This is a genomic window from Streptomyces sp. NPDC104831, assembly GCF_055583025.1.
Genome location: NZ_JBVJOT010000010.1, coordinates 156,660 through 171,926, shown reverse-complemented (window position 1 = coordinate 171,926; position 15,267 = coordinate 156,660). Strand labels below are relative to the sequence as shown.

The following is a 15,267-nucleotide window of genomic DNA, read 5'->3' as shown; positions in this document are numbered from 1 at the left end:
GGCCATGAACAGCTCGGCAAGCAGCGCCGTCAACGGCGGCGTCTCGTTCTGGTACGCGGACGACGGTCTTCCGGCGGTGCGCGAGCCGCTGACCGGGGACGCCTCCGCCGACGTCGCCATCGTCGGCGGCGGGTACACCGGCCTGTGGACGGCGTACTACCTGAAGAAGGCGGCGCCCTTCCTGCGGATCACCGTGCTGGAGCAGAAGTTCTGCGGCTACGGCGCCTCCGGCCGCAACGGCGGCTGGCTGTACAACGGGATCGCGGGCCGCGACCGGTACGCCCGGCTGCACGGCCACGAGGCCGCCGTACGGCTCCAGAAGGCGATGAACGACACGGTCGCCGAGGTGGTCGCGGTGGCCCGCGCGGAGGGCGTCGACGCCGACATCCACCAGGGCGGTGTCCTCGAAGTGGCCACCACGCCTGCGCAGTTGGCCCGGCTGAAGGCGTTCCACGCGCACGAGCTGTCCTACGGCGAGACGGACCGGGAGCTGTACGGCGCCCGCGAGACCGCCGGGCGGATCCGGGTCGCGGACGCCGTCGGCTCCACCTGGACCCCGCACGGCGCCCGGCTGCACCCGGTGAAGCTGGTCAAGGGGCTCGCGGCGGTCGTGGAGGCGCTGGGGGTGACCCTCCACGAGTCGACACCGGTGACCGAGATCCGCCCCGGGCACGCGGTCACCCCCTACGGCACGGTCCGCGCGTCCTACGTCCTGCGCTGCACCGAGGGCTTCACCCCCGCCCTCAAGGGCCAGAAGCGGACCTGGCTGCCGATGAACTCCTCGATGATCGCGACCGAGCCGCTGATCGGGGAGCAGTGGGCTGCGATCGGCTGGACGGGCCGGGAGACCCTCGGCGACATGGCGCACGCCTACATGTACGCCCAGCGCACGGCCGACGGCCGGATCGCGCTCGGCGGGCGCGGGGTGCCGTACCGCTTCGGCTCGCGCACCGACAACGACGGCCGCACACAGGAGGCGGCCGTCGCGGCGCTGCGCGAGATCCTCACCCGCTTCTTCCCGGCCCTGGCGGGTGTGCGGATCGAGCACGCCTGGTCGGGGGTGCTCGGCGTGCCGCGCGACTGGTGCGCCACCGTCACGCTGGACCGCTCCACCGGGCTCGGCTGGGCGGGCGGCTACGTCGGCTCGGGCGTCGCCACCGCCAACCTGGCCGCCCGCACCCTGCGCGACCTGGTCCGGCAGGACTCCGGCCAGGGCGGGCGGACCGAGCTGACGGAGCTGCCCTGGGTGGGCCACCGGGTCCGCAAGTGGGAGCCGGAACCCCTGCGCTGGCTGGGCGTGCGGGGCATGTACGCCACCTACCGCGCCGCCGACCGGCGCGAACGCCGCTACCCGGACCTGCGGTCCTCGCGGCTGGCCCGGCTGGCGGACCGGGTGGCGGGCCGCCAGTGACCGGGCCCGGCCCGGCTCCCCCCGGTGTTCGCGCGGCTCGGGGCGGATTGTCGGTGGCGGGGTGCAGCATGGGGGCATGGTGAGGCGGACGACGGGGAGCGGGGCCGGGGCCCGGGCGGCGGTGCGGGGCGCGCGGCGGCCCGTGCTGCGGCTGCCGGCGCTGGACGACTGGGACGGCGGCGCACTGGAGCCGGACGGTGACTACGACGGCCTGGAGTTCCGGGAGCGGGACCTGACCGGGCAGGACGGCCGGGGCGCCCGGTTCATGGACTGCGCGCTGACGGGCTGTGTGCTGGACGGGACGGAGCTGGGCAGGGCCCGGGTGCTGGACTCGGTCCTGACCGGCCCGCGCGGGGTCGGCACCGGGCTCGCGGAGGCCACGTTCCGCGATGTCGAGCTGGTCGACGCGCGCCTCGGGGGCGCCCGGATGCACGGGGCGGTGCTGGAGCGGGTCGTGGTCCGGGGCGGCAAGATCGACTTTCTGAACCTGCGCGAGGCCCGCCTGAAGGACGTCGTCTTCGAGTCCTGTGTGCTGGTCGAGCCGGACTTCGCGGGGGCGCGGCTGGAGCGGGTCGAGTTCGTCGACTGCGCCCTGCGGGAGGCCGACTTCGGCGGCGCGACGCTGGCGGACGTCGATCTGCGCGGGGCCGCGCCGCTGGAGATCGTCCGGGGCCTGGACCGGCTGTCCGGTGCGGTGATCGGAACCGGGCAACTGCTGGACCTGGCCCCGGTGCTGGCGGCGGAGCTGGGTATCCGGGTGCTGGACTGAGGGGCCCGGCCGGGGCCGGGCCCGGGGGCCTCAGGCGTGGGCGGGCTTGCCGTCGCCGTACAGCCAGTCCTTCCAGATCGTGCGGAAGTCCTCGCCCGGGGCCTTCCCCTCCACGTACCGGACGAAGCCGGCGGTGTCGGCGGTGCCGTGCCGGTGGGCGGCGGCCCAGCCCTGCACGATGTCGTAGAAGGTGTCGTCGCCGACCGTCCGGCGGATCTTCTGCAGGACCATCGCGCCGCGCTGGTAGACGGGGGTGTCGGAGATGTGCGCGGCGCTCGACGGCCTGGCCGGCGGGAAGGCCCAGAGGTCGTCGGGCCCTTCCTCGTACAGTTCGGTGAAGGTCTCCTGGGCGGTGGGCCCGCCGTTGTCCTCGTCGTAGAGCCACTCCGCGTAGGTCGCGAAGCCCTCGTTGAGCCACATGTCCCGCCAGGAGGCGGGGCCGACCGAGTCGCCGTACCACTGGTGGGCGAGTTCGTGCACCAGGGTGGAGACGTCGGGCGGGCCGGGGAAGAAGGGGCGGGTCTGGGTCTCCAGGGCGTAGCCGGCGTCGCCCGGGCGGTCCACGACGGCGCCGGCGGAGGAGAAGGGGTAGGGCCCGAAGTTGTACTCCGCCCAGTCGAGGATCTCCGGGATCTTCGCGAGCACCTCGGCGCTCGCCTCGGCCTGGCCGGGGTCGACGGCGGTGACGACCGGCAGTCCGTGCGGGCCGGTGGTGCGGGTGATGTCGAAGCGGCCGATGGCGACGGTGGCGAGGTAGCCCGCCATGGGCTGGGCCGTCTGCCAGCGGTAGGTCGTCCGGCCGTCCTTCGTGCTCTGGTCCGTCTGCTCGCCGGTGGAGACGGCCTGGAGGCCCTCGGGAACGGTGACCGAGATGTCGTAGGTCGCCTTGTCGGAGGGGTGGTGGTTGCCGGGGTACCAGGTCATGGAGCCGACGGGTTCGCCGAGGGCCACGGCGCCGTCGGCGGTGGGCAGCCAGCCCTCCCGTGAGCCGTCGGCGTCGGTGAGGGTGCGCGGGGTGCCCGAGTAGCGGACCGTCACGAGGAAGGTCTCGCCCTTGTCGAGGCCGGTGTGCGGGCGGACGGTGAGTTCCTGCCCGGAGCGGCTCCAGCGGGCCTTCTCGCCCTCCACGCGGACGGAGTCGACGCGCAGTCCGGACAGGTCGAGGTGGAACGCGGACAGGTCGCGGGTGGCGCGGGCGGTGATGACCGCGGTGCCGGTGAGCCGGCGGCCGGCCGGGGTGTAGTCCAGGACGAGGCGGTAGTGCCCGACGTCGTAGCCGCCGTTGCCGGCCTTCGGGAAGTACGGGTCGCCGGCGCCGGAGCCGCCCGGGGTGCCCCGGACGCCGGTGTCGCACGCGGTGGCGGTGACGGCGAGGGCGAGCAGGGCGGCGACGGCCGGGACAAGGCGTACCGATCTGGACATGTCAGTGATCCTAGGCGGGCGGCACGCACCGCGGGCGGTTCCGGGCGTACGCGGGCGCAGCCGGGCGGGCCGGCGTGACACCATCTCCCCGTGCTCGACATCGGCTATGCCCTCTCCACCCGGTTCCCGGATCCCCCGCAGACCGACTACCGGCGCGCGGACGCGCACGCGCTGCGGCACGACCTGTTCTGCGGGGACGTCTACCTCGCGGACACCGAGACCGACCGGGAGCTGTCCACGGCCTGGGGATGGGTGCCGGTGCTGGACTTCGCGTGGGCGCTGTGCGACATCGCCGAGCAACTGGACCGCGACCCGCTGGGCTCCCGGGCCGCCCGGCCGCAGCGGGCGGAGCTGGACTTCACCGAGTCCACCGACCGGATGCTGTTCGAGCGCCGTTTCGGCTGGGTCGACATCACCTCGGACTGGACGCCCGCCGAGGAGTCCCCGCTCTCCTTCCCGCACGCCGAACTGCGCCGGGAGGCCCGGGACTTCCTGCACGACCTGCTGGCGGACCTCGTCGACCTGCACGAGGACCTGGCGGAGAACCCGGTGGTCTGGACCCTCCAGGCCCGCTTCCCCCGGCTGCCGTAGGACCGGTCGGGGAAGGGGCGGACCCCCGGGCCGGTCCTGCGGCGGCCGGGGGTCCGGACGTGCGACGGTGCGTCAGACGTTGACGCCGAAGTCCTGGGCGATGCCCACCAGGCCCGAGGCGTAACCCTGGCCGACCGCGCGGAACTTCCACTCCGCGCCGTTGCGGTACAGCTCGCCGAAGATCATGGCCGTCTCGGTGGCCGCGTCCTCCGACAGGTCGTAGCGCGCGATCTCGGCGCCGCCGGCCTGGTTGACGATGCGGATGTAGGCGTTGCGGACCTGGCCGAAGTTCTGGCCGCGGTTCTCGGCGTCGTAGATGGACACCGGGAAGACGATCTTGTCGACGTCGGCCGGGAGCGCGGCCAGGTCGACGTTGATCGCCTCGTCGTCGCCCGCGCCCTCGCCGGTGCGGTTGTCACCCGTGTGGACGATGGAGTTGTCCGGGGTCTGCTTGTTGTTGAAGAACACGAAGTGGGCGTCCGAGTAGACCTTGCCCTGGGTGTTCACCGCGATGGCGGAGGCGTCCAGGTCGAAGTCCGTGCCGGTGGTGGTGCGGACGTCCCAGCCGAGGCCCACGGTGACGGCGGTCAGGCCCGGAGCCTCCTTGGTGAGCGAGACGTTGCCACCCTTGGACAGGCTTACAGCCATGTTGGGAGTCCCTTCCTTGGATACCCGTGCATATGTGTGCACATCTGTGCCGATGAAGCTATGGCGACGAAGCTACCGCCACCCGGGACAACGACGCGGGGTGTCCCGTCGGTTCCGGATGGCTTTACCTTTTTTACCGAGCCCGGGAACGGGCGTCCCCCCGATACGGGATCCGGGCCGGAAATCCAGGTGACGTGCGCCCGGCCGGGCCGGGAACATGGGAGGCATGTCCGGGCCCTATCTCATCCGCGGCTCGGTCTCGCTTCCCGAGGCCGAGCTGACGTGGCGTTTCTCCAGGTCGTCCGGGCCCGGCGGACAGCACGTCAACACCAGCGACTCGCAGGTGGAGCTGCGCTTCGACCTCGCGCGCACCGAGGCGCTGCCTCCGGTGTGGAAGGAGCGGGCGCTCGACCGGCTGTCCGGCCGCCTCGTGGACGGGGTGGTGACCGTACGGGCCTCCGAGCACCGCTCGCAGTGGCGCAACCGGGAGGCCGCCGCCGTACGCCTGGCCGCGCTCCTCGCGGAGGCCACCGCGCCCCCGCCGAAGCCCCGCCGGCCGACGCGCATACCGCGCGGGATCAACGAGCGCCGGCTGCGGGAGAAGAAGCAGCGCTCGGAGACGAAGCGGGGGCGGTCGAGCCGCGACTGGGGATAGCGGCGTCCCCGCCGTCACATCCGCGGCCGCCCCGTCGTCAGGGTGGTGCAGGCACCGAGGACGACGACGGAAGAGGCCGGACCCGCGATGACCGACAACGACTTCCTCGCCGAGCGGTTCGAGGCGCACCGCGGGCATCTGCGGGCCGTCGCCCACCGGATGCTCGGCTCCGCCGCCGAGGCCGACGACGCCGTCCAGGAGGCGTGGGTCCGGCTGAGCCGGTCCGACACGCGGGAGGTGGCCAACCTCGGGGGCTGGCTGACGACCGTGGTCGGCCGGGTCTGCCTCGACATGCTGCGCTCGCGCCGCACCCGGGGCGAGGAGCCGCTGGACACCTGGCGGCCGGCGCCGTCCGCCGAGCGGGACCCCGCGGACAGCGCCCTGCTCGCCGACTCCGTGGGGCTCGCCCTGCTCGTCGTCCTGGACACCCTCTCGCCCGCCGAGCGGCTGGCGTTCGTGCTGCACGACATGTTCGGGGTGCCCTTCGAGGAGATCGCCCGCGTCCTCGGGCGCACCCCGGCCTCGGCGCGGCAGCTCGCCAGCCGGGCCCGGCGCCGGGTGCGGGGCGCCGAGGCGCCGGAGGCCGACCTAGCCCGGCAGCGGCGGGTGGTGGACGCCTTCCTGGCCGCCGCCCGGGACGGCGACTTCGAGGGGCTGCTCGCGGTGCTCGACCCGGACGTGGTGGCGCGCACGGAGTCCGGCGTGAACAGCGGTGCGGCCGAGGTCGCCGCGGGCGCGGTGGGCTTCGCCCACCTGGCGCGGGTGGCGCGCCCGGCGCTCGTCGACGGCGCGACCGGCCTCGCGGTGTTCGCCGGCGGCCGCCCGGAACGGGTCCTGGTCTTCACCTTCGCCGCCGACCGCATCACCGGGATCGACATCGTCACCGACCGCGCCCGCCTGGCGGACCTGACGGTGGTGGAGGTCTAGGGCCCGCGCTCAGAGGTCCAGCACGCCCACCACCTGGTCGCCGGAGGTCTCCCCGGCCGGGTGGAAACCGAGGCGGGTGTAGAAGGCGCCGGGGCCGTGCGGGCCGGGGTGCCAGCTCACGTACAGGCGGGTGCCGCCGCGGCGGCGGATCTCGGCGGCCACCGCGTCCACGGCGAACCGGCCGTAGCCCCGGCCCTGTTCGCCGGCCGCGACGTTCAGCCGCCACAGCCCGGAGCGGTGCAGGCTGCCGTCGCCGTGCCAGTCGATGTCGAAGAAGGCCATCAGGAAGCCGACCGCCCGGCCGTCGTCGACGATCAGCCGGGGCCAGGCGACGCCGTCCGGGTGGACGTACGCCTCGGCGAGGGACCGCACCACCGGTGCGACGGCGTGCTCCTGGTCGGGGCGGACGCGCAGGGCGACGGCGGTCTCGAAGTTCCGCGGGGTCACTTCTTCCAGTCGGGGTGTCATCGGCGCACCCTAGCCACGCCCGCCCCGCCGCGGCCACGGGATTTCCCGGCCCGGCCGGGCCGCGGGAGTTCCCGGCTCAGCCGAGCTGCCGGTAGCGGCCCCGGAAGTACAGCAGCGGGCCCCCCGCCGCGCTGGGCACGCGCGCGGTGAGGACCCGGCCGATGACCAGCGTGTGGTCCCCGGCGCTCACCCGCTGCTCGGTACGGCACTCCAGCGTGGCCAGCGCGCCCCCGACCAGCGGGGCGCCGGTGACCTCGCCGCGCGCGTAGGGGATGTCCTCGAAGAGCAGCCGGTCGCTGATGCGGCCCTTCATGGCGAACCGGCCCGCGATGTGCCGCTGGCTCTCGGCGAGGACCGACACCGCCCACAGCGGCTGTTCGGCGAGCAGGTCGTCCATGCGGGCGCCCTCGCGCAGGCTGACCATCACCAGCGGCGGGTCGAGGGAGACCGACAGGAAGGCGGTGGCGGTCATGCCGACGTCCTCCACCGCCGGCGCCCCGGGGTCGTCGGGGTCCAGCGGCGGTTCCTGCGCGGTCACCAGGACCACGCCCGCGGCCAGCCGGGACATCGCGGCCCGGAACTCGTCGTCGCTCACCCCCTCAGCATGCCCGGAAGCCAGGGGGGTGGTGGGGGAGGGAGTGTTCAGCACGCCGGAAACGCTAGTCTTCGCCCGGTGCGGCCGGCATCGGACCCTGGCCCGAGCCGGGTCCTAGGTCGCGAGGACCAGCGGGGCGCCCGCCGTCACCGGTCCCGGGCAAGGCGGCGCACCGCGTGCCTGCGGGAATCACACGGGGCAAACGCAGAAACTCCACGCAATTGTTCACGTTTCCTTGTGACTTGAGTCACAAGAGGCAGGAATTGTTGACCCTGTGTACCGAGTGGGCAGCGCGCTGTGATTCAGTGGCGGGGAAGCCGCACGCACAACGTGAACAGCACTGCGAAGAGCCACCGCTGACACGCGGGAGAAGCGCCGAAGGCAACCCTTGATTCGCTGCGAGGTCTCGGGGGGAGGGCGAGCATGGAGACCGAGTCGGAGCCGTATGTCCGTCTTGCGTCCCTGCGACAGCTGCACCAGGTCATGGCCGACATCAACACGGCACGCAGCCTGGCGGACACACTGCAGACCGTCGCCGACGGCGCCGTCGCCGCCCTCAACTACGAGCTGGCGGCCGTCAACCTCGTCCGCCCCGACGGCGATCTCGTGGTCGCCGCCTTCTCCGGCAACTCCGCCGCCGAGGCCCTGATCACCGGCCGGGTCGGCTCCCGCGAGTCCTGGGACCGCCGGCTCGCCATGGGCGAACGCTGGGGCGACCTGGTCTTCATACCGCACACCGAGGGCTGGGTCCTGGACCACGACGACGTCCCCCAGTGGTTCACCGACGGCCCCGAGCCGCGCTTCGAGGACGAGTGGCACCCCGCCGACCGGCTCTTCGCGCCCATGTACACCCCCGGCGCGCAGGGCGGCTCCTCCGGGGAACTGCTCGGCGTCATATCCGTCGACCGGCCGCGCAACGGCCGCCGCCCCGGCGCCTGGGGGCGCGAGGCCCTCCAGATGTACGCCTTCCAGGCCGCCATCGCGATCAGCAACGCCCGCCTGCGCTCCAACATGCAGCGCGCCCTGGTCCGCCTGGAACGCGAACAGCAGGCCCTGCGCGCCAGCGAGGAATCCTTCCGTCAGGCGTTCGAGTACGCCCCCTCCGGGATGGCCATCGCCGAGATGGGGGGCGACCAGCATGGCCGCATCCTGCGCACCAACGACGCCCTGTGCCGGCTGCTGGGCCGCCCCGCCTCCGCGATGCGCCGCTACTCCTTCGCCGACCTGGTCCACCCCGAGGACATCGGCACCCTGCTGCGCACCTCCGCGGAGGGCGGGCGCGCCGAACTGCGGCTGGGCCGCCGCGACGGCAGCTACGTCTGGGTGTCGCTGCGCAACAGCGTGGTCGCGGACGCCGCCGACGGGCCGCGCTTCCTGCTCACCCACGTGGAGGACATAGAGGAGCGCAAGCGGCGCGAACTCCAGCTCGCGCACCGCGCCTCCCACGACTCGCTGACCGGCCTGCCGAACTCCGCCGAGCTGCGCTCGCGCCTCGCGGCCCGGCTGTGCCGGCGCCCCTCCCACGCCGGCGCCCTGGACTCCCTGGACGCGGCCTACGGCCACCCGGCCCACGACATCCCGGCCGCCCACGGCTTCGACTTCGCACCGGGCGCGGAGGCGTACGACGCCTACGACCACCACGTGCACACGGTCGCCCCCGAGGACGGCCGCGACGACGGCACCAAGGGCCTCGCCGTCCTCTTCTGCGACCTCGACGGCTTCAAGTCGATCAACGACCGGTTCGGGCACAACGCGGGCGACGCGGTCCTCATCGAGGTCGCCCGGCGGCTGAGCAACGGCGTCCGGGACGGGGACACGGTGGCCCGGCTCGGCGGCGACGAGTTCGTGATCCTCGCCGACGGCCTCGGCCGGGCCGACGCCCAGGACCTCGCCGTCCGGCTGCGCAACGAGATCATCCAGCCGATCCGGGCCGAGGGCCGGTCCGTCCGGGTGGGCGCGAGCTTCGGCATCGGGTGGGCCCACTGCGGCATGACGGCGGACGAGGTGCTGAAGTCCGCTGACGAGCGGATGTACGTAGAGAAACGATCTCGTCCCAAACAGCATCGCCGCGCGGGATGAGCCGCAGGTCAGCGGGCTGACGCGATTCAGGTCACCCGTTCGGGGGACGGAGAGCGGGTAGGCTCGCCATTCCAACCCGTACCCCATCCGCCCGCACCTGTTGAGGAGTACCAAGGGATGACGCCCGGCGACAACGGCGCGAGCACGCCCGAGGACGACGACCCGTTCGGCTACCTGTACGCAGACGGCCAGGCCCGGGGAGCCCAGCCGCCGTCCGGTGGTGGTTACGGCTACCCGAACTCGGTCAGCAGGGTGCGCACGGTCGGCGAGCGCCAGTACGGTCAGCAGCCGGGGCCCTACGGCCAGCCGCCGCAGGGCACGTACGGCCAGGGCGTTCCGCAGCAGGGTGCCTACGGCCAGCCGAACGCCCACTACCAGGCCCCGGAGACGCTGCCCGGCGGCGCGCCCCCGGCCGGCCGCCGTTCCGCCCCGCCCGCGCCCGGCCGCCGCGGCCCGAACACCAAGGGCCTGCTGATCGGCGCGATAGCCGTGGTCGCCGCGGTCGTCATCGGCATCAGCGTCGCGATGTTCAACGACAACACCGACGACGACACCTCCGGCAACCAGGCCACCCCGGCCCCGACCCAGTCCGAGAGCCAGTCCCCGAGCCCGTCGGGCAGCAGTTCGCCCACGGCGGGGGAGCTGCCGAAGACCGACGCGAACGCCCTCCAGCTCGCGGGCGGCGCGGCGAAGGTGTCGGACGTCCAGGGGGCCCAGGCCGCCGGCGGGATCTACGTGGGCGGCCTGAACACGGCGGGCGCCTCGGTGACCTGGACGGTCGACGACATCCCCGAGGACGGCGCGTACACCATCTTCACGCGGTACAGCGTGACCGGTGAGGACCAGTCGATGACGGTGTCCGTCAACGGCAAGGAGTTCGGCAGCAAGATCCGCTTCCAGAACTGGCGGAGCGCGGCCGACGGCGACTTCGCCAAGGGCTGGACCAGTTCCTACGTGTGGCCCAGCCTGAGCAAGGGCCGCAACACCATCTCGATCTCCTGCCAGCCCGGCGACAAGTGCAACGTCCTGCTGGACCAGATGTGGATCAAGAAGGGCCGGGTCTCCCGCTAGGCCGCGCCGGCCACCTCCGTGACCCGGAGCCGGCCGAGGAGTTCCGTGTACGCGGCCCGGTCGAACTCGCCGGCGGCCGGGGCCCGTACCGTCGCTGCCGACAGGGCGGTCGCGCGGATCAGGCGGTCCGGCCAGGGGAGGCGTTCCGCCAGGCCCGAGAGGAGACCGGCCACGGCCGAGTCGCCGGCGCCGGTCGGGTTGCCGGGGACGCGGTCCGGCGGGGCGGCGCGCCAGTGGCCCTCCGGGGTGACGGCGAGCAGGCCCTCCGCGCCGAGGGAGGCGACCACCGCGTGCGCCCCCCTGCGGCGGGCGTCCCGGGTGGCGCGCAACGGCTCGTGGGAGCCGGTGAGTTCGGCCAGCTCCTCGGCGTTCGGCTTGATGATGTCCGGGCGGGCGGCGACCCCGCGGCGCAGCGGCTCGCCGCTGGTGTCCAGCAGCACCGGCACGCCCGCGGAGCGGGCCGCGCGGACCAGGCCCGCGTACGCCCCCACCGGCACCCCCGGCGGCAGGCTGCCGCACAGTGCCACCGCCGAGGCGCCCGGCAGCAGCTCCTGGTACCGGCCGAGGAAGGCCGCCCACTCGGCCGGGGTGATCTGCGGACCCGGCTCGTTGAGCTGGGTGGTGTCGCCGGTCAGCTCGTCCACCACCGCGACGGTGCGCCGGGTCGCCCCGGAGACCGCCACCAGGGCGTCCGCCGGGCCGCCGGGCGCCCCGGCCAGCATCGAGCGCAGCGCCTCGCCGGTGCGGCCGCCCGCGAAGCCGGTGACCGTGACCTCGTGACCGAGGGCGGCCAGGACCCGGGCGACGTTCACGCCCTTGCCGCCGGGGCGCTCGGCGACCTGCGAGACGCGGTGCGAGGCGTGCGGCCGTAGCGACCGCACGTGGTAGGTGATGTCGAGAGCGGTGTTCAGTGTGACCGTGAGGATCACCCGGGCCGACCTCCCTCGAAGTCCCTGCGGTGTCTGCGGTTTCCGGGGCCTCGATCATGCCAAAGAGACGGCCACCGGCCCAGTGCGCGGGCAGGTCGTCGTCTCCCCGACAGGGTTACGGATCAGGGCAGTTGGGGCGCTACCACCCATTCGCCCCGCCGCATCACGCCCGTCAGCCGGAAGTCGGCGTCGAGCAGCACCAGGTCGGCGTCCTTGCCGGGCTCCAGGGAGCCGACGCGGTCGTCCAGGCCCAGCAGGCGCGCCGGGTTGGCCGACAGCGCGGTCACCACGTCCTCGACCGGCAGCCCGTCGACGGTCACCGCCCGCCGGAACGCCCGGTCCAGGGTGAGCGTGGAGCCCGCGATCGAGCCGCCCTCCACCAGCCGGGCCACGCCGTCGCTGACCTCGACCTCCAGCGGGCCGAGCATGTAGCGGCCGTCGCCGGTGCCGGCCGCGTCCATCGCGTCGGTGATGAAGGCGACCCGGTCCGCGCCCGCGTGCCGGAACGCCAGTTCCAGCGCCGCCGGGTGCAGGTGGACGCCGTCGTTGATCAGCTCGACGGTGACCCGCTCGTCCTCCAGCAGCGCGGCGATCGGGCCGGGCGCGCGGTGGTTCAGCGCGGGCATGGCGTTGAAGAGGTGGGTGGCCACCGTGGCGCCCGCCTCGATGGCCTCGGCCGTCTGCTCGTAGCTGGCGTCCGTGTGCCCGATCGCCGCGATCACCCCGTGCTCGGCGAGCAGCCGTACGGAGTCGATGCCGCCGGGCAGTTCGGTGGCGAGGGTGACCATCCTGGCGTGGCCGCGCCCGGCGTCGATCAGCTTGCGGACCTCGGCCGGGTCCGGGTCGCGCAGCAGCGCCTCGGAGTGCGCGCCCTTGCGGCACGGCGAGATGAACGGGCCCTCGAAGTGGATGCCCGCGATCTCGCCCTGCTCGGCCAGCTCGCTGAGCAGCCCGGCCTGGCGGACCAGGACGTCCATCTCCTCGGTGACGGTGGAGGCGACGAGCGTGGTGGTGCCGTGCAGCCGGTGGGTGCGCACGGCCCTCATGACGTCCTCGGCCGGTCCGGCGAAGGAGGCCCCGCCGCCGCCGTGGTTGTGCAGGTCCACGAAGCCGGGGACCAGCCAGTGGCCGCTGACGTCGACGACCTCGGCGCCGGCCGGCGCGGTGGCGGCGATGCGGGTGCCGTCGACGGCCAGCCGGCCGTTCTCCACGGTCCCGGTGGGCAGCACCACGCGCGCGCCGGTGAGCACCTGCGGCCTCGTCGTGGCGGAGCGCGCAGTTCCCCGTGCCCCTCCCGGGGCGCCGTCCGGGGCCGGAGTTTCCCGCTCGGTTGCCATCAGGTGCTTACCTCCGGAGTCGTAGGAGTGGTCGTCAGCAGGTCGCCGGCCAGCAGTCCCGCGCCCAGGCAGCCGGCGCTGTCGCCGAGGGCGGCGGGGACGATGGCGGGCGCCTTCTGGAAGGTGATCCGTCGCCGGACGGCGTCCCGCAGCGGTCGGAACAACACTTCCCCCGCCTCGGCGAGCCCGCCACCGATGATCAGCGTGCGCGGGTCCAGCAGGGTGACGGCGGTGAGCAGGCCGTCGGCGAGCGCGTCCACCGCCTCCTGCCAGACCCGGACGGCGTTCGGGTCACCGGACGCGACGGCCCGGGCGCAGTCCGCCGCGTCCGCTTCCGGGTCCCCGCAGGCCGCGGCCCAGGCCGCGCTGACGGCGGCGGCGGAGGCGTACCGCTCCAGGCAGCCCCGCTGCCCGCAGGGGCAGTCGGCGCCGCCGGGCCGTACGACGATGTGGCCGATCTCGCCCGCGAAGCCGTGGGCGCCGGACTCCACCCGCCCGCCGATGCCGATCGCCCCGGCGATCCCGGTGCCGAGCGCCAGGAACAGGAACCGGTCCGTGCCCCGGCCCGCGCCGACCCGGCCCTCGGCGAGGCCGCCGGTGCGCACGTCGTGGCCGAGGGCGACGGGCATCCGGAGCCGGTCGGCCAGCAGCGAGCGCAGGGGTACGTCCCGCCAGCCGAGGTTGGCGGAGTAGACGGCGGTGCCCTCCGCCTCGTCGACGATCCCCGGGACGGCGATGCCGGCCGCGCCGGCGCTCTCGCCGTACTGCTCGGCGCCGTGCGCGCGCAGGTCGGCGGCGAAGTCGAGGATGCCCGCCACGACGGCCTCCGGGCCGCGGTCGCGGCCGGTGGAGCGGCGGTCGCGGTGCAGCAGTGTGCCGTCGGCGCCGACGAGGGCCGCCTTCATCCCGGTACCGCCCACGTCCAGGGCGATGACATGTCTCACCACGCGCCTAGTGTGACCCTCCCACCCGCGAGAGGTCTAGTCCACTCACGTGGTGTAGACCTTATGTGTCCATATGTTGAACGGTCAGACGGCAGGGTTGGGGCTTTGAGGGTGCGTCGGGGTACGGCAGGAACGATCGCGGTGGTGTCCGCACTGGGCATGACGGCGGTTCTCGGCGGCTGCGGGGGCACGGGCTCCTCGGACGTCACGCTCAGACTCGTCGCCGCCGACTACGGCGACTCCACCGGGCACAGCTCCAAGAAGTACTGGGACGGCCTGGTCAGGGACTACGAGGCGAAGCACCCCGACGTGAAGATCGAGGTCAGCGTCTACTCCTGGAACGACGTCGACCGCAAGGTCAAGGAGATGGTCGACGCGGGGAACGCCCCCGACCTCGCCCAGATCGGCGCCTACGCCGACTACGCCGCGGCCGGCAAGCTCTACCCGGCCTCGGAGCTGCTCTCCATCCGCACCCAGGCCAACTTCCTCTCCCAGCTCTCCGACGCCGGCCAGTGGAAGTACACGCAGTACGGCATCCCCTTCGCCGCCTCCACCCGCGTGCTCTTCTACAACAAGACCCTGTTCGCCAAGGCCGGCATCACCCCGCCCACCACCTGGGCCGAGCTGGCCGCCGACGCCGAGGCGCTCGAGGGCAAGGGCGTGAAGTACCCCTTCGCGCTGCCGCTCGGCCCGGAGGAGGCCCAGGCCGAGACCATGCAGTGGCTGCTCGCCGGCGGCAACGGCGGCAGCGGCTACACCGACGACATCGGCACCTACACGATCGACTCCGCCACCAACGTCTCCACCTTCACCTGGCTCAAGGACGAGCTGGTCGCCAAGGGGCTCACCGGCCCCGTGGCCCCCGGCAAGCTCAACCGCGCCGACGCCTTCGCCGCCTTCGCCGACGGCAAGGTCGGCATGCTCAACGGCCACCCCACGCTGATCCAGCAGGCCGCCAAGAAGGGCGTGAAGTTCGGCACCGTGCCGATGCCGGGCCGCACCGGCAAGGCCAGGGCCTCCATGGGCGTCACCGACTGGATGATGGCCTTCAAGCAGCACGGGCACCGCGACCGGATCGGCGACTTCCTCGACTTCGTCTACTCCGACAAGAACGTCCTGGACTTCTCCCGCACCTACGGCCTGCTGCCGGTCACCAGCTCCGCCTCCAACGCCATGAGCACCTCCGGCCGGGCCGGCGACAAGGTCCTGCGCCCCTTCCTGGAAGAGCTGCCCAGCACCGAGCTGTACCCGGTCGGCAAGACCTCCTGGGCTTCGGTCAGCGCGGCCGTGAAGCAGAACATCGGCCAGGCCGTCGCCCCGAACGGCAGCCCCTCCGGCGTGCTCACCCGGCTCCAGGCCACGGCCACGGCGGCCGACAGCGGCGCCGGGAACTGAGCACGCCCGCCCCGCCGGCCGCTACC

The 15,267-nt window shown here is 73.6% G+C and carries 15 protein-coding genes; 8 read left to right on the top strand and 7 right to left on the bottom strand.

The window, feature by feature from the left end; translation table 11 throughout:
* The first annotated feature begins 4 nt into the window (after positions 1 to 4).
* On the top strand, positions 5 to 1,411 hold the full coding sequence (locus ACZ63H_RS10325) for an NAD(P)/FAD-dependent oxidoreductase (RefSeq protein ID WP_469863450.1): 1,407 nt from the start codon (positions 5 to 7) through the stop codon (positions 1,409 to 1,411).
* A 76-nt stretch (positions 1,412 to 1,487) separates the two neighbouring features.
* Entirely contained in the window at positions 1,488 to 2,180 is a 693-nt protein-coding gene (locus tag ACZ63H_RS10320; RefSeq protein WP_469863448.1) for a pentapeptide repeat-containing protein, read from the top strand.
* 30 nt (positions 2,181 to 2,210) lie between these two features.
* Here ACZ63H_RS10320 and ACZ63H_RS10315 read toward each other — a convergent pair whose 3' ends face one another.
* Positions 2,211 to 3,602 (bottom strand): M1 family metallopeptidase, encoded by a 1,392-nt coding sequence (locus tag ACZ63H_RS10315; protein ID WP_469863446.1) that lies wholly within the window; start codon positions 3,600 to 3,602, stop codon positions 2,211 to 2,213.
* Positions 3,603 to 3,692: 90 nt separating this feature from the next.
* Here ACZ63H_RS10315 and ACZ63H_RS10310 point away from each other — a divergent pair, with 90 nt between their 5' ends.
* A complete protein-coding gene (locus ACZ63H_RS10310; RefSeq protein ID WP_469863444.1) occupies positions 3,693 to 4,193 on the top strand; it encodes a hypothetical protein in 501 nt (166 codons plus the stop codon).
* Positions 4,194 to 4,265: 72 nt separating this feature from the next.
* On the opposite strand, the gene ACZ63H_RS10305 is transcribed toward ACZ63H_RS10310, so the two are convergent.
* Positions 4,266 to 4,841, bottom strand: a complete 576-nt coding sequence (locus ACZ63H_RS10305) for a TerD family protein (RefSeq protein ID WP_030779593.1) — start codon at positions 4,839 to 4,841, stop codon at positions 4,266 to 4,268.
* Positions 4,842 to 5,058: 217 nt separating this feature from the next.
* On the opposite strand from ACZ63H_RS10305, the gene arfB reads away from it, so the two are divergent.
* Entirely contained in the window at positions 5,059 to 5,496 is a 438-nt protein-coding gene (gene arfB / locus ACZ63H_RS10300) for an alternative ribosome rescue aminoacyl-tRNA hydrolase ArfB (protein WP_469863443.1), read from the top strand.
* A gap of 87 nt (positions 5,497 to 5,583) precedes the next feature.
* A complete protein-coding gene (locus ACZ63H_RS10295; protein ID WP_469863441.1) occupies positions 5,584 to 6,423 on the top strand; it encodes a sigma-70 family RNA polymerase sigma factor in 840 nt (279 codons plus the stop codon).
* Positions 6,424 to 6,432: 9 nt separating this feature from the next.
* Here the strand turns inward: ACZ63H_RS10295 and ACZ63H_RS10290 are convergent, their stop codons facing one another.
* Together ACZ63H_RS10290 and ACZ63H_RS10285 are read right to left on the bottom strand one after the other, a co-directional pair.
* Positions 6,433 to 6,891, bottom strand: a complete 459-nt coding sequence (locus ACZ63H_RS10290) for a GNAT family N-acetyltransferase (protein ID WP_469863439.1) — start codon at positions 6,889 to 6,891, stop codon at positions 6,433 to 6,435.
* Between the two features lie 76 nt (positions 6,892 to 6,967).
* Positions 6,968 to 7,540: a flavin reductase family protein gene (locus ACZ63H_RS10285; RefSeq protein ID WP_469863437.1), complete on the bottom strand. Its 573-nt coding sequence runs from the start codon at positions 7,538 to 7,540 to the stop codon at positions 6,968 to 6,970.
* Positions 7,541 to 7,909: 369 nt separating this feature from the next.
* Between ACZ63H_RS10285 and cdgB the strand changes: the two genes are divergently transcribed.
* Together cdgB and ACZ63H_RS10275 are read left to right on the top strand one after the other, a co-directional pair.
* Positions 7,910 to 9,565 carry a diguanylate cyclase CdgB gene (cdgB, locus tag ACZ63H_RS10280; protein WP_469863435.1) on the top strand — a complete coding sequence of 552 codons (1,656 nt, stop codon included), beginning with the start codon at positions 7,910 to 7,912 and terminating at the stop codon, positions 9,563 to 9,565.
* A gap of 117 nt (positions 9,566 to 9,682) precedes the next feature.
* Positions 9,683 to 10,636: a carbohydrate-binding protein gene (locus tag ACZ63H_RS10275; RefSeq protein ID WP_469863433.1), complete on the top strand. Its 954-nt coding sequence runs from the start codon at positions 9,683 to 9,685 to the stop codon at positions 10,634 to 10,636.
* Here ACZ63H_RS10275 and ACZ63H_RS10270 read toward each other — a convergent pair.
* From ACZ63H_RS10270 to ACZ63H_RS10260, 3 genes are all read right to left on the bottom strand, one after another.
* Positions 10,633 to 11,565: a 1-phosphofructokinase family hexose kinase gene (locus tag ACZ63H_RS10270; protein WP_469863432.1), complete on the bottom strand. Its 933-nt coding sequence runs from the start codon at positions 11,563 to 11,565 to the stop codon at positions 10,633 to 10,635. The genes ACZ63H_RS10275 and ACZ63H_RS10270 overlap by 4 nt on opposite strands.
* 122 nt (positions 11,566 to 11,687) lie before the next feature.
* Positions 11,688 to 12,815: an N-acetylglucosamine-6-phosphate deacetylase gene (nagA, locus tag ACZ63H_RS10265; RefSeq protein WP_469863430.1), complete on the bottom strand. Its 1,128-nt coding sequence runs from the start codon at positions 12,813 to 12,815 to the stop codon at positions 11,688 to 11,690.
* An 86-nt stretch (positions 12,816 to 12,901) separates the two neighbouring features.
* Positions 12,902 to 13,846, bottom strand: a complete 945-nt coding sequence (locus ACZ63H_RS10260) for an ROK family protein (protein WP_469863485.1) — start codon at positions 13,844 to 13,846, stop codon at positions 12,902 to 12,904.
* A 63-nt stretch (positions 13,847 to 13,909) separates the two neighbouring features.
* Here ACZ63H_RS10260 and ACZ63H_RS10255 point away from each other — a divergent pair, with 63 nt between their 5' ends.
* Complete coding sequence (locus tag ACZ63H_RS10255; protein WP_469863428.1) at positions 13,910 to 15,241, top strand: extracellular solute-binding protein; 1,332 nt, start codon at positions 13,910 to 13,912, stop codon at positions 15,239 to 15,241.
* Positions 15,242 to 15,267 lie beyond the last annotated feature (26 nt).

Excerpts from the sequence above, each read along its gene's own strand:
- ACZ63H_RS10325 (WP_469863450.1), top strand. The coding sequence starts at position 5 with ATGAACAGCTCGGCAAGCAGCGCCGTCAACGGCGGCGTCTCGTTCTGG.
- ACZ63H_RS10320 (WP_469863448.1), top strand. The coding sequence starts at position 1,488 with ATGGTGAGGCGGACGACGGGGAGCGGGGCCGGGGCCCGGGCGGCGGTG.
- ACZ63H_RS10315 (WP_469863446.1), bottom strand. The coding sequence starts at position 3,602 with ATGTCCAGATCGGTACGCCTTGTCCCGGCCGTCGCCGCCCTGCTCGCC.
- ACZ63H_RS10305 (WP_030779593.1), bottom strand. The coding sequence starts at position 4,841 with ATGGCTGTAAGCCTGTCCAAGGGTGGCAACGTCTCGCTCACCAAGGAG.
- arfB (WP_469863443.1), top strand. The coding sequence starts at position 5,059 with ATGGGAGGCATGTCCGGGCCCTATCTCATCCGCGGCTCGGTCTCGCTT.
- ACZ63H_RS10295 (WP_469863441.1), top strand. The coding sequence starts at position 5,584 with ATGACCGACAACGACTTCCTCGCCGAGCGGTTCGAGGCGCACCGCGGG.
- ACZ63H_RS10290 (WP_469863439.1), bottom strand. The coding sequence starts at position 6,891 with ATGACACCCCGACTGGAAGAAGTGACCCCGCGGAACTTCGAGACCGCC.
- cdgB (WP_469863435.1), top strand. The coding sequence starts at position 7,910 with ATGGAGACCGAGTCGGAGCCGTATGTCCGTCTTGCGTCCCTGCGACAG.
- ACZ63H_RS10275 (WP_469863433.1), top strand. The coding sequence starts at position 9,683 with ATGACGCCCGGCGACAACGGCGCGAGCACGCCCGAGGACGACGACCCG.
- ACZ63H_RS10255 (WP_469863428.1), top strand. The coding sequence starts at position 13,910 with ATGTGTCCATATGTTGAACGGTCAGACGGCAGGGTTGGGGCTTTGAGG.